At 62.3% G+C, this 17816-nt stretch carries 17 protein-coding genes; 6 read left to right on the top strand and 11 right to left on the bottom strand.

Annotated features, from left to right (window positions below):
- Positions 1–27 precede the first annotated feature (27 nt).
- From mapR to SB765_RS03250, 3 genes are all read right to left on the bottom strand, one after another.
- On the bottom strand, positions 28–1437 hold the full coding sequence (gene mapR / locus SB765_RS03260; RefSeq protein WP_016499368.1) for a GntR family transcriptional regulator MpaR: 1410 nt from the start codon (positions 1435–1437) through the stop codon (positions 28–30).
- 50 nt (positions 1438–1487) lie between these two features.
- Positions 1488–2891, bottom strand: a complete 1404-nt coding sequence (gene ccoG / locus SB765_RS03255) for a cytochrome c oxidase accessory protein CcoG (RefSeq protein WP_410930926.1) — start codon at positions 2889–2891, stop codon at positions 1488–1490.
- A 121-nt stretch (positions 2892–3012) separates the two neighbouring features.
- Positions 3013–3252, bottom strand: a complete 240-nt coding sequence (locus SB765_RS03250) for a DUF3203 family protein (protein WP_341798677.1) — start codon at positions 3250–3252, stop codon at positions 3013–3015.
- A 153-nt stretch (positions 3253–3405) separates the two neighbouring features.
- Between SB765_RS03250 and SB765_RS03245 the strand changes: the two genes are divergently transcribed.
- Positions 3406–3924: an MgtC/SapB family protein gene (locus tag SB765_RS03245; RefSeq protein WP_410930925.1), complete on the top strand. Its 519-nt coding sequence runs from the start codon at positions 3406–3408 to the stop codon at positions 3922–3924.
- A gap of 529 nt (positions 3925–4453) precedes the next feature.
- Here SB765_RS03245 and SB765_RS03240 read toward each other — a convergent pair.
- From SB765_RS03240 to SB765_RS03230, 3 genes are all read right to left on the bottom strand, one after another.
- Positions 4454–5353, bottom strand: a complete 900-nt coding sequence (locus SB765_RS03240; RefSeq protein ID WP_341798679.1) for a hydroxymethylglutaryl-CoA lyase — start codon at positions 5351–5353, stop codon at positions 4454–4456.
- Positions 5354–5372: 19 nt separating this feature from the next.
- Complete coding sequence (locus SB765_RS03235; RefSeq protein ID WP_016487404.1) at positions 5373–5771, bottom strand: MerR family transcriptional regulator; 399 nt, start codon at positions 5769–5771, stop codon at positions 5373–5375.
- A gap of 101 nt (positions 5772–5872) precedes the next feature.
- On the bottom strand, positions 5873–6751 hold the full coding sequence (locus tag SB765_RS03230) for a helix-turn-helix domain-containing protein (protein WP_341798680.1): 879 nt from the start codon (positions 6749–6751) through the stop codon (positions 5873–5875).
- A 172-nt stretch (positions 6752–6923) separates the two neighbouring features.
- Between SB765_RS03230 and pobA the strand changes: the two genes are divergently transcribed.
- Positions 6924–8111: a 4-hydroxybenzoate 3-monooxygenase gene (pobA, locus tag SB765_RS03225; RefSeq protein WP_341798681.1), complete on the top strand. Its 1188-nt coding sequence runs from the start codon at positions 6924–6926 to the stop codon at positions 8109–8111.
- A gap of 135 nt (positions 8112–8246) precedes the next feature.
- Here pobA and SB765_RS03220 read toward each other — a convergent pair whose 3' ends face one another.
- Positions 8247–8897, bottom strand: a complete 651-nt coding sequence (locus SB765_RS03220; protein WP_341798682.1) for an ankyrin repeat domain-containing protein — start codon at positions 8895–8897, stop codon at positions 8247–8249.
- A 115-nt stretch (positions 8898–9012) separates the two neighbouring features.
- On the opposite strand from SB765_RS03220, the gene ggt reads away from it, so the two are divergent.
- Together ggt and SB765_RS03210 are read left to right on the top strand one after the other, a co-directional pair.
- Complete coding sequence (ggt, locus tag SB765_RS03215) at positions 9013–10803, top strand: gamma-glutamyltransferase (RefSeq protein WP_410930924.1); 1791 nt, start codon at positions 9013–9015, stop codon at positions 10801–10803.
- A gap of 44 nt (positions 10804–10847) precedes the next feature.
- Complete coding sequence (locus SB765_RS03210; RefSeq protein WP_016487399.1) at positions 10848–11729, top strand: LysR substrate-binding domain-containing protein; 882 nt, start codon at positions 10848–10850, stop codon at positions 11727–11729.
- Positions 11730–11816: 87 nt separating this feature from the next.
- Here SB765_RS03210 and ctlX read toward each other — a convergent pair whose 3' ends face one another.
- Positions 11817–12725: a citrulline utilization hydrolase CtlX gene (gene ctlX, locus SB765_RS03205; protein WP_341798685.1), complete on the bottom strand. Its 909-nt coding sequence runs from the start codon at positions 12723–12725 to the stop codon at positions 11817–11819.
- 71 nt (positions 12726–12796) lie between these two features.
- Positions 12797–13849 (bottom strand): ornithine cyclodeaminase, encoded by a 1053-nt coding sequence (locus SB765_RS03200; protein WP_410930923.1) that lies wholly within the window; start codon positions 13847–13849, stop codon positions 12797–12799.
- Between the two features lie 191 nt (positions 13850–14040).
- Here SB765_RS03200 and SB765_RS03195 point away from each other — a divergent pair, with 191 nt between their 5' ends.
- Both SB765_RS03195 and SB765_RS03190 read left to right on the top strand, forming a co-directional pair.
- Positions 14041–14463 (top strand): Lrp/AsnC family transcriptional regulator, encoded by a 423-nt coding sequence (locus tag SB765_RS03195; protein ID WP_016499380.1) that lies wholly within the window; start codon positions 14041–14043, stop codon positions 14461–14463.
- 343 nt (positions 14464–14806) lie between these two features.
- On the top strand, positions 14807–16225 hold the full coding sequence (locus SB765_RS03190) for an amino acid permease (protein WP_341798686.1): 1419 nt from the start codon (positions 14807–14809) through the stop codon (positions 16223–16225).
- 41 nt (positions 16226–16266) lie between these two features.
- Here the strand turns inward: SB765_RS03190 and SB765_RS03185 are convergent, their stop codons facing one another.
- Both SB765_RS03185 and SB765_RS03180 read right to left on the bottom strand, forming a co-directional pair.
- On the bottom strand, positions 16267–16866 hold the full coding sequence (locus tag SB765_RS03185; protein WP_028613046.1) for an START domain-containing protein: 600 nt from the start codon (positions 16864–16866) through the stop codon (positions 16267–16269).
- Between the two features lie 90 nt (positions 16867–16956).
- Positions 16957–17793: a bifunctional allantoicase/(S)-ureidoglycine aminohydrolase gene (locus tag SB765_RS03180; protein ID WP_016499386.1), complete on the bottom strand. Its 837-nt coding sequence runs from the start codon at positions 17791–17793 to the stop codon at positions 16957–16959.
- Positions 17794–17816 lie beyond the last annotated feature (23 nt).

Below are 17816 nucleotides of genomic sequence, written 5' to 3'. Positions count from 1 at the left end.
TATAGTCGCCCTTCAGGCTTGTAGCGATCAGAACGAGCGAATGATTCGCCCGAGCGTCTCCATGGCCCGTTCGGCACCGTCATGCCAGGGGCTGCCGTAGTTGAGGCGGATGCAGTTGCCGAAGCGGCGGGTGGGCGAAAAGATCGGCCCCGGGGCGATGCTGATGCCCTGGGCCAGGGCCATGTGGAACAGCTTGAGGGCATCCATCTGCTCGGGCAGTTCCAACCACAGGAAGTAGCCACCCGAGGGCTGGCTGACCCGTGTCTGCGCCGGGAAGTGGCGGGCGATGGCGGCCAGCATGTTGGCCTGCTGGCCTTCAAGGGCGTAGCGTAGTTTGCGCAGGTGGCGGTCATAGCCACCGTGTTGCAGGTAGTCGGCTATCGCTGCCTGGGCCGGCATCGAGGCACACAGCGAAGTCATCAGTTTCAGCCGCTCGATCTTCTGCGCAAAGCGCCCGGCCGCCACCCAGCCGATGCGGTAACCGGGTGCCAGGCTTTTGGCGAACGAGCCGCAGTGCATGACCAGGCCTTGGGTGTCGAAGGCCTTGGCCGGTTTGGGCGCCTGCTGCGAGTAGTACAGCTCGGCGTACACGTCGTCTTCGATCAACGGCACCTGGTGACGCGCCAGCAGTTCCACCAGCGCCTGCTTCTTGGCCTCCGGCATGCTGGCGCCTACCGGGTTCTGGAAATTGGTCATGCACCACACGGCCTTTACCGGGTGCTTTTCCAGCGTCTGTGCCAGTACCCCCAGGTCCATACCTTCGCGCGGGTGCACGGGGATTTCCACAGCCTTGAGCTTGAGCCGCTCCAGCACTTGCAGGCAGGCATAGAAGGCGGGGGCCTCGATGGCCACCAGGTCGCCCGGTTGGGTAACTGCCTGCAGGCACAGGTTCAAGGCTTCCAGTGCACCGTTGGTGATCAGCAGCTCTTCCATCGGCAGCATCAGCCCACCGACCATGTAGCGCAGGGCAATCTGCCGGCGCAGCTGCGGGTTGCCGGGCGACAGGTCGGTCACCACCATGCGTGGGTCCATGCTGCGGCTGGCGCTGGCCAGCGAGCGCGACAGGCGCTGCAGCGGAAACAGTTCGGGGCTGGGGAAGGCTGAGCCGAACGGTATGGTGTTGGGGTCCTTGATCGAGTCGAGGATCGAGAACACCAGGCCGCTGACGTCCACGTCCGTCGACTCACTGACCGGCTGCAATGCCTGCGGCTCGCTGAACTGGCGCGGGGCGTGGGCGTTGACGAAATAACCCGAGCGCGGCCGGGCACGGATCAGCCCGCGCCGCTCCAGCAGGTAGTAGGCCTGGAACACGGTGGACGGGCTGACCCCGTGGGTCTGGCTGGCGTAGCGTACCGAAGGCACGCGTTGGCCGGGGCCCAGGACCCCGGAGCGGATCAGTTCGGCAATGTCGTCGGCGAAGCGTTCGTAGCGTTTCATTCTGGCCTTCTGTCGAAGCCTGGCAGGCAAGGTGGAGTCAGTGTAAGGGATCAGCGGTTCATCGGTGCGACGAAGCGGCTTTGGGCCACGCTGCGAATGGCTGGGTCGTCGCGCTCGCTGATTTCGAAGCTCAGCGTTTGCGAGCTGCTGGCCGGGCGCTCGGCCAGCATCGCGACCGATACCGGCAGTTCGCTCATTTCGCCGGCCGGGATCACCAATGCGGTGGTGCCCTGCAAGGTGAAACCGTCAGCGTCCAGCAGGCGCAGCGCATAGTGCTGGGTGCGCTCGGTCTTGTTGATGACCTTGAGCAGGTAGATGTTCTCGATCTGGCCCTGGGCGTTTTCCCGGAACAGGCCGCGGTCCTTGATCACATCCAGCGAAACCATCGGGCGCATCTGCAAGGCCACCACCAGTGCTGCGATCATCACCCCGAGCGCAGCGACGTAGCCCAGCAGGCGCGGGCGCAGCCAGTGGGTGGCGCCGCCCTGCAAACTGTGTTCGGACTTGTAACCGATCAAGCCGCGGGCGTAACCCATCTTGTCCATCACCCCGTCGCAGGCGTCGATGCACGCCGCGCATCCGATACAGGCCATTTGCAAACCATCGCGGATATCGATGCCGGTAGGGCACACTTGCACGCATAGCGTGCAGTCGATGCAGTCGCCCAGGCCTTGCGCGCCAACGTCACTGCCTTTCTTGCGCGGGCCACGGGCTTCACCACGGCGCGGGTCATAGGCAACCGCCAGGGTGTCCTTGTCGAACATCACAGCCTGGAAGCGCGCATACGGGCACATGTGCAGGCACACCGCTTCGCGCAGCAGGCCTGCGTTTATGTAGGTGGCAGCGGTGAAGAACAGTACCCAGAACAGCGCCACGCCGCCCAGTTGCAACGTGAACAGCTCTGCGGCCAGTGGGCGGATTGGCGTGAAGTAGCCGACAAAGGTCAGCCCGGTGACTACACCGATGGCCAGCCACAGGCTGTGTTTCAGGGTGCGGCGCGCCAGTTTGTTCAGGCTCCAGGGCGCGGCGGCAAGCTTGATGCGCTGGTTGCGGTCACCTTCTATGACCTTTTCGCACCACATGAACAGCCAGGTCCAGGTGCTTTGTGGGCAGCTGTAGCCGCACCACACGCGGCCGGCGTACACGGTGATGGCAAACAGGCCGAAGGCGCAAATGATCAGCAGCGCCGACAGCAGGATGAAATCCTGTGGCCAGAAGGTGGCGCCAAAGATGTGGAATTTGCTTTCACCCAAGTCCCACAGCACGGCTTGGCGGCCGTTCCAGTTCAGCCAGGCGGTGCCAAAAAACAGCACGAACAGGGCCCCGGCAAAACCAATGCGCAGGCTACGGTACAGCCCGGCAAAGCTGCGGGTGTGAATGCCGCTGTCGATGCGTCGCGGTTGTTGGCTGGCTGGGGCGGCGGCGATCTCTGTAAAAGGGATTCTGTTATTCATGGTTCGGTGCTCATCAGGCCTCGATCAGGCATGAGCACTATGGCCCTGAGGCTGTTATCAGCACAGGCTCAGATTTTGCGATAAAAACCGTATCAGATTACCCGGTTGGCCCCGCCAGGCCTTAGATCACCGAGCCTGGCACACTGGCCTTCAGGTGCCTGCGGCTATCCACCGCACCCACCACGGTCAGTGCATCGGCCTCGGCTTCGGTGATGGGCACGCGTTGGCCTGCGAGCAAGGCCACCGACATGTGCAGTTGTTCGTCGGTGATGATTTCGACATCGGGGCCATCACCCTCGATGCGCAGGTCTTCGCCGATCAAGGTGCAGCGCTGGGTGGCTTCGTCGATTTCAATGGGCATGGTGTGGTGCTCCTGCTGGTGGTTACAGGGTGGACCACAGTGAGGGGCTGGTTGCTGCATCAACAGGCTGAGCGGCACTTTGCCCTGTGTACAGCGGTCAACCCTTGCATAGGCCGGCGCTGGCCAAACAAAGCTCAGCAGGGGGCAACTGTAATGGACGTCATCTGGCAAGCAATCCAGGCTGAATTCGCCGATGTTACCGATGAGCGCGAAGTCACGCGCATTCTCGTGCGCCTGCTGATGGCAGCCGTACTTGGCGCTGTGTTGGGCTTTGAACGTGAACACAAAGGCAAGTCTGCCGGGGTGCGCACCCACATGCTGGTCTCGCTGGGTGCGGCCCTGTTTGTGCTGGCGCCTAGCACGGCCGGGGCTGACGAACAGGCGCTAAGCAGGGTAATCCAGGGTATCGTTGCCGGTATCGGCTTTCTGGGTGCGGGTACCATCCTCAAAGGTAACGGCAAGGACCCCAGCCATGTGAAAGGCCTGACGACCGCTGCAGGGCTATGGATGACTGCTGCTATCGGCACGGCTGCCGGGATGGGCCGCGAAGCCACGGCGCTGATCAGCACGGTACTGGCCCTGCTGGTGCTGGGGACGATGCCGTTGCTGGTAGAGAAGGTCGAAGGTCAGAGTGAGGAAAAGCAGGAAGAGGAGGAGGGCAGGAAGCACTAAGGGGAGCCTAAGCTCCCCCCAAAGCGTTGCTGCTTGCTCTTTTCTTATTATTGAGACCGGCTTTTTGTTGTTTTTGTCAGCCTGCCTTGGTGTTGCGAGCGACCCCCATGCGGGGTCAAGAGCAAACGTATTTTTTTGAGCGCTGACCTGCTTTCATCATTGATCCGAACCTGGCTGTAGCTACCTTGAGGTAGTTTTATTGTTCTGTGCCAGACCGCGGGGCGTACCCCTGAAAAGCGTGTCGACTCCAAAAAGATCTGCTTGCTACGCCTCTGCCGTGTTGTTCTTGTTATGTCAGAGCCGTTACCTGTTGTTTTTATTGGGTGTCACATTTTTTTTGTTCTTGTACGAAAGATATAGCAGGGTGCGTGCCAACTTTTTAAAATCCTTTAAAAACAGGCGCTTAACGATTTTGGTCCCAGCCAGCCAGCCTGAGATTCTGTCGATTTGTTTCCCTGTTACCCGATTTTTTGCTGTGAAACGTGGGGCCGGTAACACTTCACCCACACGTATGTGACACCCGTATGACTTACTGCGCGTTGCGCGCCCGCGCTACCCGCGACCCATTGCCGCGGCCGAGCACATCGCTGATGCGTTGGCCGGCGGCAATCAGCCGGTCCAGGTCGATACCGGTAGCAATGCCCAGCCCCTGGAGCAGGTACACCACATCTTCCGTGGCGATGTTGCCGGTAGCGCCTTTGGCATAAGGGCAGCCACCCAGCCCGGCCACCGAGCTGTCGAACACATTGATACCTTCGAGGAGGCTGGCATAGACGTTGGCCAATGCCTGGCCATAGGTATCATGGAAGTGCCCGGCCAGTTGCTCGCGCGGTACCAGGGCCGAAACCACCTCGAAGAGGCGCCGGGTATCGCCGGCGGTACCTGTACCAATGGTGTCGCCCAGCGAGACCTCGTAACAGCCCATGTCATGCAGGGCGCGGGCCACCGGGGCCACCTGTTCGGCGCTGACCTTGCCTTCATAGGGGCAGCCGAGTACGCACGACACATAGCCGCGCACGCGTACGCCATGGCTGCGCGCGGCATTCATGATCGGTTCGAAGCGCTTGAGGCTGTCGCTGATCGAGCAGTTGATGTTGCGCTGCGAGAACGCTTCAGAGGCAGCTGCGAACACCGCCACTTCCTTCACCCCTGCAGCCAGCGCGTCCTCGAAGCCGCGCAGGTTTGGCGCCAGCGCCGCATACGTCACACCGGGGCGCTGCTGGATACCGGCGAACACCTCGGCGGAACCGGCCATCTGTGGCACCCACTTGGGCGAGACGAAACTCCCCACCTCGATGTAGGCCAGGCCCGCTGCGGTGAGGTCGTCTACCAGGCGCACTTTGTCGGCAACGCTGATGGGCTGGGCTTCGTTCTGCAAACCGTCGCGGGGGCCTACTTCGACCAGACGGACTTCTTTGGGCAAGGGCATGGCGGGTTTCCTGTGGCGTTCAGCGGTTGTCTTTGTTGTTCAGGGTGGCGGCCAGGGCTTGTTCACAGCGCTCCTGGGCGGTGTCCAGTTCCAGCTGCATCTGGTGGATGTCGAGCATCTGCTGTTCCAGCTGGGCGCGCCGTTCGGCGATTTTCGCCAGCATGCTGTTGAGCTGTTTGAGGTTGCCGCTGGTGGGGTCGTACAGCTCGATAAGCTCGCGGCACTCGGCCAGCGAAAAGCCGATGCGCTTGCCGCGCAGGATGAGCTTCAGGCTGACCTTGTCGCGCGCCGTGTAGATACGTTCCAGGCCTCGGCGTTCGGGGCTCAGCAGGCCCTGCTCCTCATAGAAACGGATGGCACGGGTGGTGATGTCCAGCTCGCGGGACAGGTCGGAGATGCTGTAGGTCTGGGTGCTCATGCTGGGGCTCGGCGTGGGGTATGCGGTTATCCTGACTGCAGGTTGACGTATACGTCAAGCAGGGGCTGAAGATGCGTGTTGCCGGTGCAGGTAACCACATTTCATTCCGGCTGCACCGCCCGACGATAGCCATTGGGCGTCTGCCCACTCAAGCGCTTGAACCACCGGGCAAAGTACGTCGGGTCGGTGAACCCCAGGCTGTCCGACAGCTGCCCGATACTCATCCGCGTGTAAATCAGGTTGCGCCGCGCCTCCAGCAACAAACGCTGGTGCAGCACCTGCAGCGCAGTCTGCCCACTCAGCGCCCGGCACAACTGGTTCAGTTGCAGGCTCGGAATATTCAGCCGCGCGGCGAAGTCCTCCATCGACAGGTGCTCGCGGTAATGCGCTTCGACCAGTCGCAGGTACTGCCCCAACAACTGGCGGTCACGCTCATCCCGATTTCGCGGCGCTTGCCCCAGCTGCTGGCGGCGGGTGATCCACACCATCAGCGCGGTCACCAGCGCTTCGAGCATGGCCGCCCGCGCGGGGGCATTGCCCTGGTATTCCTGCTGCAAGGTGCTGATCAGGCTGCGCAGGTGCACGCGGTCCTGGCCCAGCGGGTAACACGCCGGTTTCGCAAGCACCGTCAGGGGCGCGCCCAGGCGCTGTTCCAGGTTCGCCACCAGTGCGGTGCCAAAGGTCAGCACATACCCCTGGATATCGGCACTGAAGCGAAAGCCATGCACGGTCATCGGCGGCACCACCTGGATCGCCGCCTCGCCGAGGGCACTGCGCACGCCTTCGACCTCAACCTGGGCCTGGCCGCGCTGTACGTAAAGGAGCTGGAACAGTTCGGCATGCTGATGCGGCTTGATTTCCCAGTGGTGCAAACGGCTACGCGCCGGGATGGACTCGCAGTGCAGCAGGTCGGTGCCGGGCCAGGCCGTGTTTTCACCATACAGCTTGAACAACGGGACGCCGGGGAGGGTGGATTTCATGCGGGCAAGCCTGTCCGTTAATCGAACGATTTTTGTAAAAGTGCAGGTTATTCATGGAATAGCACACTTAATGGGCATTTTTTGCCAGTAAAAATGCAGGGGCAAACCCTAACAGCAGATGCCGCCCCACTGCCAGTCCAGGGCCGGCATCGTCCGAACAGAGACAACAACAATGAAAACTCAGGTTGCAATTATTGGCGCAGGCCCATCTGGCCTGCTGCTGGGCCAACTGCTGCACAAGGCCGGTATCGATAACGTCATCGTAGAGCGCCAGACGCCCGAGTATGTACTTGGCCGCATCCGCGCCGGTGTGCTGGAGCAAGGCACGGTCGATCTGCTGCGCGAAGCAGGTGTAGCCGAGCGTATGGATCGTGAAGGCCTTGTGCACGAAGGTGTCGAGCTGCTGGTTGGCGGGCGCCGTCAACGCCTGGATCTCAAAGCCCTGACGGGTGGCAAGACGGTGATGGTGTACGGCCAGACCGAAGTCACCCGTGACCTGATGCAGGCCCGTGAAGCCACAGGTGCACCGATCATCTATTCCGCCGGCAATGTCCAGCCGCATGAGCTTAAGGGCGAGAAGCCGTATCTGACCTTCGAAAAAGATGGCCGCGTGCACCGGGTGGACTGCGACTATATCGCTGGCTGTGACGGCTTCCATGGCGTTTCGCGACAGAGCATCCCCGAGGGCGTGCTGAAGCAGTACGAGCGGGTTTATCCATTTGGCTGGCTGGGCCTGCTGTCGGACACACCGCCGGTCAATCACGAGCTGATCTATGCCCACCACGAACGAGGCTTCGCGTTGTGCAGCCAACGTTCGCAGACACGCAGCCGCTACTACCTGCAGGTACCTTTGCAGGACCGCGTCGAGGCGTGGTCTGACGAGCGTTTCTGGGACGAACTCAAAGCCCGCTTGCCCGCTGAAGTAGCGGCCGATCTGGTGACTGGCCCAGCGCTGGAAAAAAGCATTGCGCCGCTGCGCAGCCTGGTGGTCGAACCCATGCAGTATGGCCACCTGTTCCTGGTGGGTGACGCTGCGCACATCGTCCCACCCACCGGTGCCAAAGGCCTGAACCTGGCAGCCTCGGACGTCAACTATCTCTACCGCATTCTGGTCAAGGTGTACCGCGAAGGTCGTACCGACCTGCTTCAGCAATATTCGCCGCTGGCCCTGCGCCGGGTATGGAAAGGCGAGCGTTTCAGCTGGTTCATGACCCAGCTGCTGCATGACTTCGGTAGCCATAAGGATGCCTGGGACCAGAAGATGCAGGAGGCTGACCGCGAGTACTTCCTGAACTCCCCGGCGGGCTTGCTGAACATTGCCGAGAACTATGTGGGGCTGCCGTACGAAGAAGTGGGCTGAGGTTCTGTGCTGCCTGGCCTGGCCCCATCGCCGGCAAGCCAGGTCCCACAGGCACTGCACATGACTTGAATACGATGCGGCCAATGTGTGGCTTGCCGGCGATCACGGGCGAAGCCCGTGTCATGCAAACCTTGCCTACTGGGCCAGCAACGCCTCCATCTCCCGATACCCTCGCTGGCGCGCGTGCTCCAGCGCGGTGACCCCATCCTTGTCGGCAATCTGCCGGTCCGCCCCCGCCGCCAGCAGCCGGCGCACAATCTCCACATGCCGCGGTCCGCCATCCCCCAGGATCACTGCCTCCATAAGCGCGGTCCAGTGCAGGCGGTTCAGGTGGTTCACGTCCACCCCGGCATCGATCAGCATCTGCACGGTCTCGACATGCCCACGCTCGGCCGCCGGGATCAACGCAGTCCCCCCGTAGCGGTTGGTGCTCCTGAGGTTGGCACCGTGGCTCAGGGTCAGCCGCAGGATATCGTTCAGGCCTCGGGCGCCGGCATACAGATAAGGGCTGTCATCGATATTGTCTTTGGCGTTCACGTCGGCACCGGCCTGGATCAGTGCTTGCGCCGCCGCCACCTGGTTGCCGTGGGTGGCCACCAGCAGGGCAGTGCGCCCTTGCTCATCACGGCTTTCCAGCCGGGCCCCTTCTGCCAGCAACTGTTGCAGGGTGCGCACGTCGTCCTGGCGGGCGGCGTTGTGCAGGCGGTTGTCCATGGTGGTGTTCTCGGCGTGGGCGGCAAGGCTGGTGAGCAGGGCGAACAGCATGGTTGTGAGTGATCTACACATGGGGTGGCTCCTGATTGACCTGCCTGCATCCTAGAAAAAACGCACAAAGTCTTGAAGTTAAGTTTGCGCATGACCGACAGTGGTCTGCTGAATAGACAAAGCAGGAAGCAAAACGATGAAGTTCTCCACACCGCTGATGAGCGCGCTGTGCCTGGGGATCGCGAGTGGGTGGGCCTGTGCCGAGCAAGTGTTGCCCGCGCCACCCGAACTGGCCTCCGGTTACCGCTCTGGCCTGCAGCCGGTGCACGCCAGCCGGCATATGGCCGCCGCTGCCAACCCGCTGGCCACCGAAGCGGGGCGGGCGATGCTGCGTGACGGTGGCAGCGCCATCGACGCGGCCATCGCCATGCAAATGGTGCTGACCTTGGTAGAGCCGCAATCCAGCGGCATCGGTGGTGGGGCTTTTATCCTCTACTGGGACGGCAAACGTGTTCAGGCTTTCGACGGCCGCGAGGCAGCCCCGGCGCAGGTAACGGAACAACTGTTCTTGCAAGCCAATGGATCACCGATGCCGTTCAGGTCGGCGCAGATCGGCGGGCGCTCAGTGGGTGTGCCGGGGGTACTGCGCGCGCTGAAACTGGCTCACGAGCAGCACGGCAAGCTGCCTTGGCAGCAACTCTTTGCCCCGGCCATCGCGTTGGCACGTAACGGTTTCCCCGTTTCCGAACGCCTCCACACCCTGGTGGCGGGCGACCCGTATATCGCCCGGTCACCAGCCATGGCGCGCTACTTCCTGGATAAAAACGGCAAGCCGCTGCCCGTGGGCACGAGGTTGCGCAACCCCGAACTTGCGCAAACGTTCGAGCAGATTGCCGCGCACGGGCCCCAGGCGTTCTACACCGGTGAAATCGCCGGGGCCATCGTGGCCAAGGTGCGCAGCCATACCAATGCCGGTTACCTGTCGTTGCAGGACCTTGAGCAGTACACCGCCAAAGAGCGCGAGCCGGTGTGCGGCACCTACAAAGCCTGGCGTATCTGCGGCATGCCGCCGCCATCGTCGGGTGGGGTGACGGTATTGCAGACGCTGGGCATGCTTGAAGCCGTGCAGCGCGCCACGCCACAACGCGACCTGGCGGCGCTGCGGCCGCTGGCGAGCGCATCCCTGGCAGGCCTGGAGGCACCGCCGCTGGCCGTGCACCTGATCGCCGAGGCCGAGCGCCTGGCCTACGCCGACCGCGCGCAGTACCTGGCCGACAGCGATTACGTGCCGGTCCCGGTCAAGGCCCTGACCGACCCCGCCTACCTGGCCCGCCGAGCAGCGCAGATCGGCGAGCACAGCATGAAGCGCGCTCGCCCTGGCCAGCCGCAAGGCGCCGACCTGGCCCTGGCACCCGATCGCTCGCCTTTGCGCATTTCCACTTCGCACCTCAGCGCAGTGGATGACAATGGTCAGGCACTGGCCATGACCACCTCGGTGGAGGCCGCGTTCGGTTCGCACCTGATGGTCAAGGGCTTCCTGCTCAACAACCATCTGACGGACTTCTCGTTCATCCCCCGGGAGCACGGCAAGCCTGTGGCCAATCGGGTGCAGCCGGGCAAGCGGCCACTGTCAGCGATGGCGCCGACGCTGGTGTTTTCGCGAGCCTCTGGCGAGTTTGTGGCCAGCCTTGGTTCGCCAGGGGGCTCGCAGATCATTGGCTACGTGAACAAGGCGCTGATCGGCTTGCTGGATTGGCAGCTCGACCCGCAGCAGGCGGCCGGCCTGCCCAACTTCGGCAGCCGCAATGCCGGCACCGAAGTGGAAGCCGGGCTGGCCAGCCCGTCGCTGATCCGCCAATTGGCAGCCTGGGGCCATGAGGTCACGCCGATGACCATGACCAGTGGCATGCAGATCATCCAGCGCAGCGGCGATGGCTGGTCCGGTGGCGCCGACCCTCGGCGTGAAGGTGTGGCCCTTGGCGACTAGCCGTGATAGAACGCAGTCTTGCCATTCAGTAGTTGAATACCAAGATGTCCATCAGCGTGAAATCGAATAGAGCCCTGTTCGACCTCGACCTGCTACGCGCCATTGTGGTGGTGGCCGATTGCGGTAGCTTCACCACGGCGGCGGCGCGCCTGCACTCGACCCAGTCGACCATCAGCCAGAAGGTACGCCGCCTGGAAGACATGGTCGGCCATCGCCTGTTGGTGCGGGGTAACCGCGATGTGCTACCGACCGACGCCGGGCAGACCTTGCTCGGCTACGCGCGGCACATGCTGGCGCTGAATGACCAGATGCTCGAAGCCCTGGCCGGGGCGATGGTTGGCACCACTGTACGCCTGGGCGTGCCCGAGGACTTCGTTGGCGGGCGCACCACCAATGCGCTGTCGGCGTTCAGCCGGCTGCACCCGCAAGTGAAACTGGAAGTAACCAGCGGCCTGTGCCGCGACCTCAGCCAGGCCTACGACAACGGTGAACTCGACCTGGTGCTGCTCAAGCAGCGGCGCAACACCCGGGAGGGCGTGGCTTGCTGGCCCGAGCGCCTGCAATGGATCGACAGTGCGCGCACCCCCGCCTTTGAGCTGGACCCGATCCCGCTGGTTACCTTCCCGCCGCGCGGCTTGTACCGCGAGGACATGATCAACGCTATCGAAAGCATGGGCCGGCGCTGGCGCATCAGTTTCACCAGTTCCAGCCTCAGCGGTATCCAGGCGGCAGTTGCCGATGGCATGGGCATCAGCCTGCTGCCACCAAGGGCGGCCACGGGTGAGCACCGGGTGCTGGGGGCCGGGCAGGGGCTACCGGAGGTCGACAGCTATGAAATCGTCATCGTCCACCGGCCGACGGCGGATGTGATGGTCAAGGCGTTGGCCGAGGTCATGACGCAACTGCTGGCGGGCGGCGGGATCTGACACGGCCTTACGAACTGACGCGGTCTTTGTGGGGGCGCCCCGGCAGGGCCGCTCTCACAGGAGATCGAGTCGGCCGAGGGTGGATGGTCAGGCGCAAGCCGCCGCCAGGCGTGGCGACAGGTGAATGCCGGCAATCATGCAGCGCACCGAGCCGCCGGCCATCTCAATGGTCGGCACGTCCAGTGGCACCAGCCGCGCCGAACGCTCGATGCGCCGGCGTTGCTCGCTGGTCAGGCTGTCGAAGGCCTTGCGTGACAGCGCCAGAATACGCCCGTCACGCCCGGACAGTTCGATGGCATTGCCGGCAAACTGGCTGATCTGCTGGTTGCTCAGGTCAATCACATCGCGGCCCGATTCGATCAGGCGCATGCGCACTTCCTCGGCCCGCGCCTTGTTGGTGAACGTGCCAAAACCCACCAGTGCAAACTCGGTCGCCACGCACATCAGTACGTTGGTGTGGTAGATCGGCGTGCCTTGCTCGTCGGCAGTGTCGAATACCATCGGCTCGAAGTTGAAGTGCGTGCTGAAGCGCTCCAGGGCAATCGGGTCGGCACGGTTGGAGCGCGCGGTGTAAGCCACCCGCGACAGGTGGTCGAATACCATGGCGCCGGTCCCTTCGAGGAACAGCTCGTCCTGCTCCAGCCCTGAATAATCGATTACATCCTGCACGCGGTACTCATGCTTGAGCATCTCGATCACATCGGCGCGCCGCTCGCGGCGGCGGTTGCGCGAGTACATCGAGTAGATCGCGATATGTCCTCCGGGGTGGGTCGAGAACCAGTTGTTGGGGAACACCGAGTCCGGGGTGTTGTGCTCGCCAAAATCGTCGAACAGGTGTACGCGCACGCCTTCGGCCTCGAGGCGGCCGACGGCCTGGGTGACTTCATCACGGGCAACCTCTGCGAGCGCCTGTGCGGCGAGGCTGGGGTTGCTGCGCTGAAATGAGTTGTCGGCTGCGGTTTCCGGGTTGGGGGTGAATGCATGTGGCCTGACCATGACCACTGCTGCAGGTGCTTGAATCGAACGCGCTGGGAATGCCATCTGGAAGTACCGGGTAGGAAGCGGGGTTAGGCAACGCGTCGGATGCGGCTTTTGGCAGCGCGGCCGCGGGTGTGGCTGAACAGGTCTTTCGGGTCGTCTTCCACCCATGGCACCAGGTCGATCTTCGTGCCCATGCCGCGCTTTTCGGCCTGCTGTAGTACGTAACGTAGTACGGTGTAGTCCTCCAGGGCGAAGCCCACCGAGTCGAATACGGTGACCTGGTTGTCGCTCTGGCGCCCCTCGGTCTCGCCGCGCAGCACACGCCACAGGTCAACCACCGGGAAGTCAGCGGGCAGCTGCTGGATGTCACCTTCGATACGGGTTTGCGGCTCGTACTCGACGAACACCCGGGCGTTGCGCAGCACATCGGCGTGCAGTTCGGTCTTGCCCGGGCAGTCACCCCCCACGGCATTCAGGTGCATGCCGGGTTCGAGCATGTCTGGGGTGATGATGGTGGCGTAGGCCTTGTCGGCAGTGACCGTGGTGATGATGTCCACGCCTTTCACCGCTTCGGCCACCGAGCCGGCCCGGCGAATGGTGAGGCCGCTGTATTCCTTGAGGTTGGCAATCAGCTTGGCGGTGGCCAGCGGGTCGGTGTCGTAGGCGACGATTTCTTCGATGCCCAGGTGCTTGTGGAAGGCCAGCGCCTGGAATTCGCTTTGCGCGCCGTTGCCGATCAGCGCCATCTTGCGCGAGTTCGGTCGGGCCAGTGCCTGGGCTGCCATCAGCGAGGTAGCCGCAGTGCGCAGGGCGGTGGCAATGGTCAGTTCGGACAGCAACACCGGGTAGCCGGTTTCGACATCGGCCAATACGCCGAAGGCCATCACGGTATGCAGGTCACGCGCGGTGTTGGCCGGGTGGCCGTTGACGTATTTGAAGGCGTAGCGGCTGTTGTCGGCGACCGGCATCAGTTCGATCACACCCACTTCCGAATGGCTGGCAACCCGTGCGGATTTATCAAACTCCTGCCAGCGTTTGAAGTCTTCACGAATGGCTGCAGCCAGTTCACCTATGAACGGCGCTACGCCAATGTCGTGCACCAAGTCCGACATGGTTGGAACATCAATGAAATACGTCATGCTCTTGCACCTTGTTATTGTGCGCTGCCCTGTGGATATTGCAGGGTGAGCGCTTAGGATTATCGAAGTGTCGCCGGCTCGAACATTTTGATGAAAGGTTGCGTCAACAGGAAGAATGCAGGTTGCCAGTTTCGCCAACTTTCTAGACAATCTGCCACCCCAAAGTAGCAATCTGATTATTTGGCAGGCATATGGACACTATCGATCGGGAACTGATTGCGCTGTTGCGGGACAATGCACGTACCCCCGTGCTGACCTTGGCAAAAAAACTCAAGGTGGCCAGGGCAACGGTGCAAAACCGCATCACCCGCCTCGAAGAGCAGGGCGTGATCATCGGCTACACGGTACGCTTGCGCTCCGATGCGCTGGATCAGGGCGTGCGGGCGATCACCAGCATCGGCATCAGCGGCCACCACGCCGCAGAGGTCAAGCACGCGCTGCGTGGGCACCCCAACGTGGTGGCCATTCACACCACCAATGGCCGCTGGGACCTGATGGCAGAGCTGCGCGCCGACACCCTTGAAGCGTTCGACAGGGCGCTGAACACCATTCGCTCCATCCCGCACATCGAGAATACCGAGACCAGCATCCTGCTCTCCACCTACAAGATGTGACCGCTGGGTCAGGCATTTTGACAGGCGCATTGCGCAAACTGCCACCCAGGCTTTCCACAGTGCAAAAAATCCCTTTGGCTGTGCGCATTCTGTAGCGTTCCGCTTGGCCCGGGCCACTGGCAAAATGAAACTGTTTTCGTGCAACGGTACAAGGCGCACCACCCAAGGTGCGTTTCAAACAATAAAAAAGCCCGCAGCGAAGTTGCGTCGGGCGTGAGTGTGCGTTTTCGTTATTACCTGCGCTTTTATCATTTTCAATGACAGGGAACTTGCACCTTAGTGCCAATTAAATGGTGCGGCGCGGGGCGCTGAAGTTTTACCAAAAAAGAATAAGAGGTCGACTATGCATCAAACGTGCAATGCGCAAAGCGCTGCTCCGCAAGAGGGCCGAGCGCTCAAGCGACGGCTGGAAAACCGACACATACAGCTTATTTCGATCAGTGGCGCAATTGGTACCGGTTTGTTCATGGGCTCGGGCAAGATCATTGCGCTGTCTGGCACTTCAATCATCCTCGTCTACGCCATCATCGGTTTTTTTGTGTTCTGCATCATGCGCGCCATGGGCGAGATGCTGCTGGCCAACCTGCAGATGGAATCGTTCGCCGACCTGGTGCACAACTACCTGGGGCCACGGGCCGGTTACATTCTCAGCTGGTCGTACTGGCTCAGCTGGGTGGTGGCGGCGGTGGGCGACGTGGTGGTGGTCGCAGGGTTCGTGCAGTACTGGTACCCCGATGTGCCTACCTGGCTACCGGCTTTCGCCACCATGTTCCTGTTGCTGGGCCTGAACATGCTGGCGGTGAAGGCCTTTGGTGAGGTGGAGTTCTGGTTCGGCCTGATCAAGATCGTCGCCATCGTGCTGCTGGTGGTAACCGGCCTGGTGATGGTCGCCACTTCCTATACCTCGCCGGGCGGGGTGACGGCGTCGTTCAGCCACCTGGTGGCGCCTGGCGTGGTCATGCCGCATGGCATCCTTGGCTTCCTCGCCGGGTTCCAGATCGCTATCTTCTCCTTCGTCGGCACCGAGCTTATCGGCACCGCAGCGGCGGAGGCCAAAGACCCCGAGAAGACCCTGCCGAAGGCAATCAATACCATCCCCGTGCGTATCCTGCTTTTCTACATCTGTTCGCTGGTGTGCATCATCAGTGTGGTGTCTTGGGCCAATGTGCCGGCCAACCGCAGCCCGTTCGTTGAATTGTTCCTGCTTGGCGGGTTGCCCGCTGCTGCTGGCATCATCAACTTCGTGGTGCTGACCTCTGCGGCCTCGTCGGCCAACAGTGGCGTCTACTCGGGCTCGCGCATGCTCTACGGCCTGTCGCACCAACAACAGGCGCCGACGGCGTTCGGGCGCCTGTCCGGCTCGGGGACGCCGGTGCGGGCGCTGGTGTTTTCCGGGGTGTGCATGGCGATTGCGTTGACGTTGCTGTTCGTGATCCCGGAAGTGATGACCGTGTTCACCCTGGTGTCGACCATTTCCGCGGTGATGATCATCGTTACCTGGTCGCTGATCCTGCTGTCCTATTTCGCTTACCGCCGACAGAATCCGCAGGCGCATGAGCAGTCCAGGTTCAAGCTGCCCGGCGGCAAGGTCACCGCCGCGCTGGCGCAGCTGTTCCTGATTTTCGTGCTGTGCCTGCTGGCGCTGGAACCGGACACCCGCACGGCGTTGTACGTGATGCCGTTGTGGTATGCGGGCCTGTTGCTGGCCTATCGACGCAGGACCAAGGCTTCTGCGCAACCGCAGACAGCGACTGCTACATAGGACCCTGGGGCTGCTGTGCAGCCCATCGCCGGCAAGCCACCTCAAGGCTGGCGTTCAGCAACTGCCCGCAACGTACGCAACGTCACCACCGGTGCATCCACCACGAACCGGTTGGCCAGCCAGCCGGGCACATCGCCAGCAGGGTCGGCCTGCAACTGGTAGGTCACCTCCGTCTCGCGTTCGCCCAGTGGTTTCATACGCCACTCACCGCTCAGATGCTGCACCCGGATCAGGCCTTCAACCTTGGGGATCCTGTCGGGCTCGGCGCTCAGGCGCCGCAGCAAGGTGCCGTCGTCCAGGCGTTCGCTGGTTACTTTCAGCACAATGTCCCGCGGCATCGTCGGCCACGGCAGGTTGGTGGTCAGGTACACCCAGGTATTGGCGCCATCCACCTCCAGCAGGCGCATCTGGTCGCAGGCGTACAGCCATTTGCAGGCTACGCGCAGGTTCTCTTGCAGGTCGGTGAGGGTGCGTACGCTCGCTTTCATGGTGCTCACACCACGAAATTGCTGGTAGGACGAGTCATCCGCGCCGCGCAGGTACACGCGTATGCCTTCGCGGTCATAAGCCAGGTTCCAGTCATCGGCAGCCAGGGCCGGGGCGCACAGCAGCAGGGCGGCGAGCAGCAGGCAGCGGTTCATGGCTGGTACCGCGCTGAGGATGGATGTTTAAGTATGCGCGGCAAACAGAAAGCCCGCCAGGTTGGCGGGCTTGCGGGCATCAGCCTGAGCTTAGCGCTTAGGGTTCAGCGTCAGGTGCACGTGACGGTTCACGTCTTTGTACAGCAGGTAGCTGAAGTTGCCTGGGCCGCCGGCGTAGCAGGCTTGCGGGCAGAAGGCGCGCAGCCACATGAAGTCGCCGGCTTCCACTTCGACCCAGTCCTGGTTCAGGCGGTACACCGCCTTGCCTTCCAGCACGTACAGGCCGTGTTCCATCACGTGGGTTTCAGCGAACGGGATCACGCCGCCCGGCTGGAAGGTGACGATGTTCACGTGCATGTCGTGGCGCATGTCGGCCATGTCGACGAAGCGGGTGGTTTTCCAGCGGCCTTCGGTGCCCGGCATCTCGATGACGGTGGCGTTGTCGCGGTGGGTGACGAACGACTCCGGTACGTCCAGGCCTTCAACTTTCTGGTAGTGCTTGCGCAGCCAGTGGAAGGTGACGTTGGACTTGCTGTTGTTGCGCAGGCTCCACTCGGCGCCCGGGGCCAGGAAGGCGTAGCCGCCTGGTACCAGGGTGTGGTGCTTGCCTTCAACGGTGATGTCCAGCTCGCCTTCGACGATGAACACCACGGCTTCGGCGTTAGGATCCAGCTCAGGGCGCTCGCTGCCGCCTTCCGGGGCCAGCTCGACGATGTACTGGGAGAAGGTTTCGGCAAAACCGGTCAGCGGGCGGGCGATGACCCACATGCGCATCTTGTCCCAGAACGGCAGGTGGCTGGTGACGATGTCACGCATCACGCCCTTGGGGATGACGGCATAGGCTTCGGTGAACATGGCACGGTCAGTCAGCAGCTCGGTTTGAGCTGGGTGCCCACCGTGGGGGGCGAAGTACGAATGGTTCGACATGGACAATCTCGACTTGTTGTTCT

It is taken from the genome of Pseudomonas sp. SIMBA_067 (assembly GCF_046534675.1).
Taxonomy (GTDB): Bacteria; Pseudomonadota; Gammaproteobacteria; order Pseudomonadales; family Pseudomonadaceae; genus Aquipseudomonas; species Aquipseudomonas putida.
Note: the sequence above shows the minus strand (reverse complement) of the source record. Positions and strands in the feature narration are given on the sequence as shown.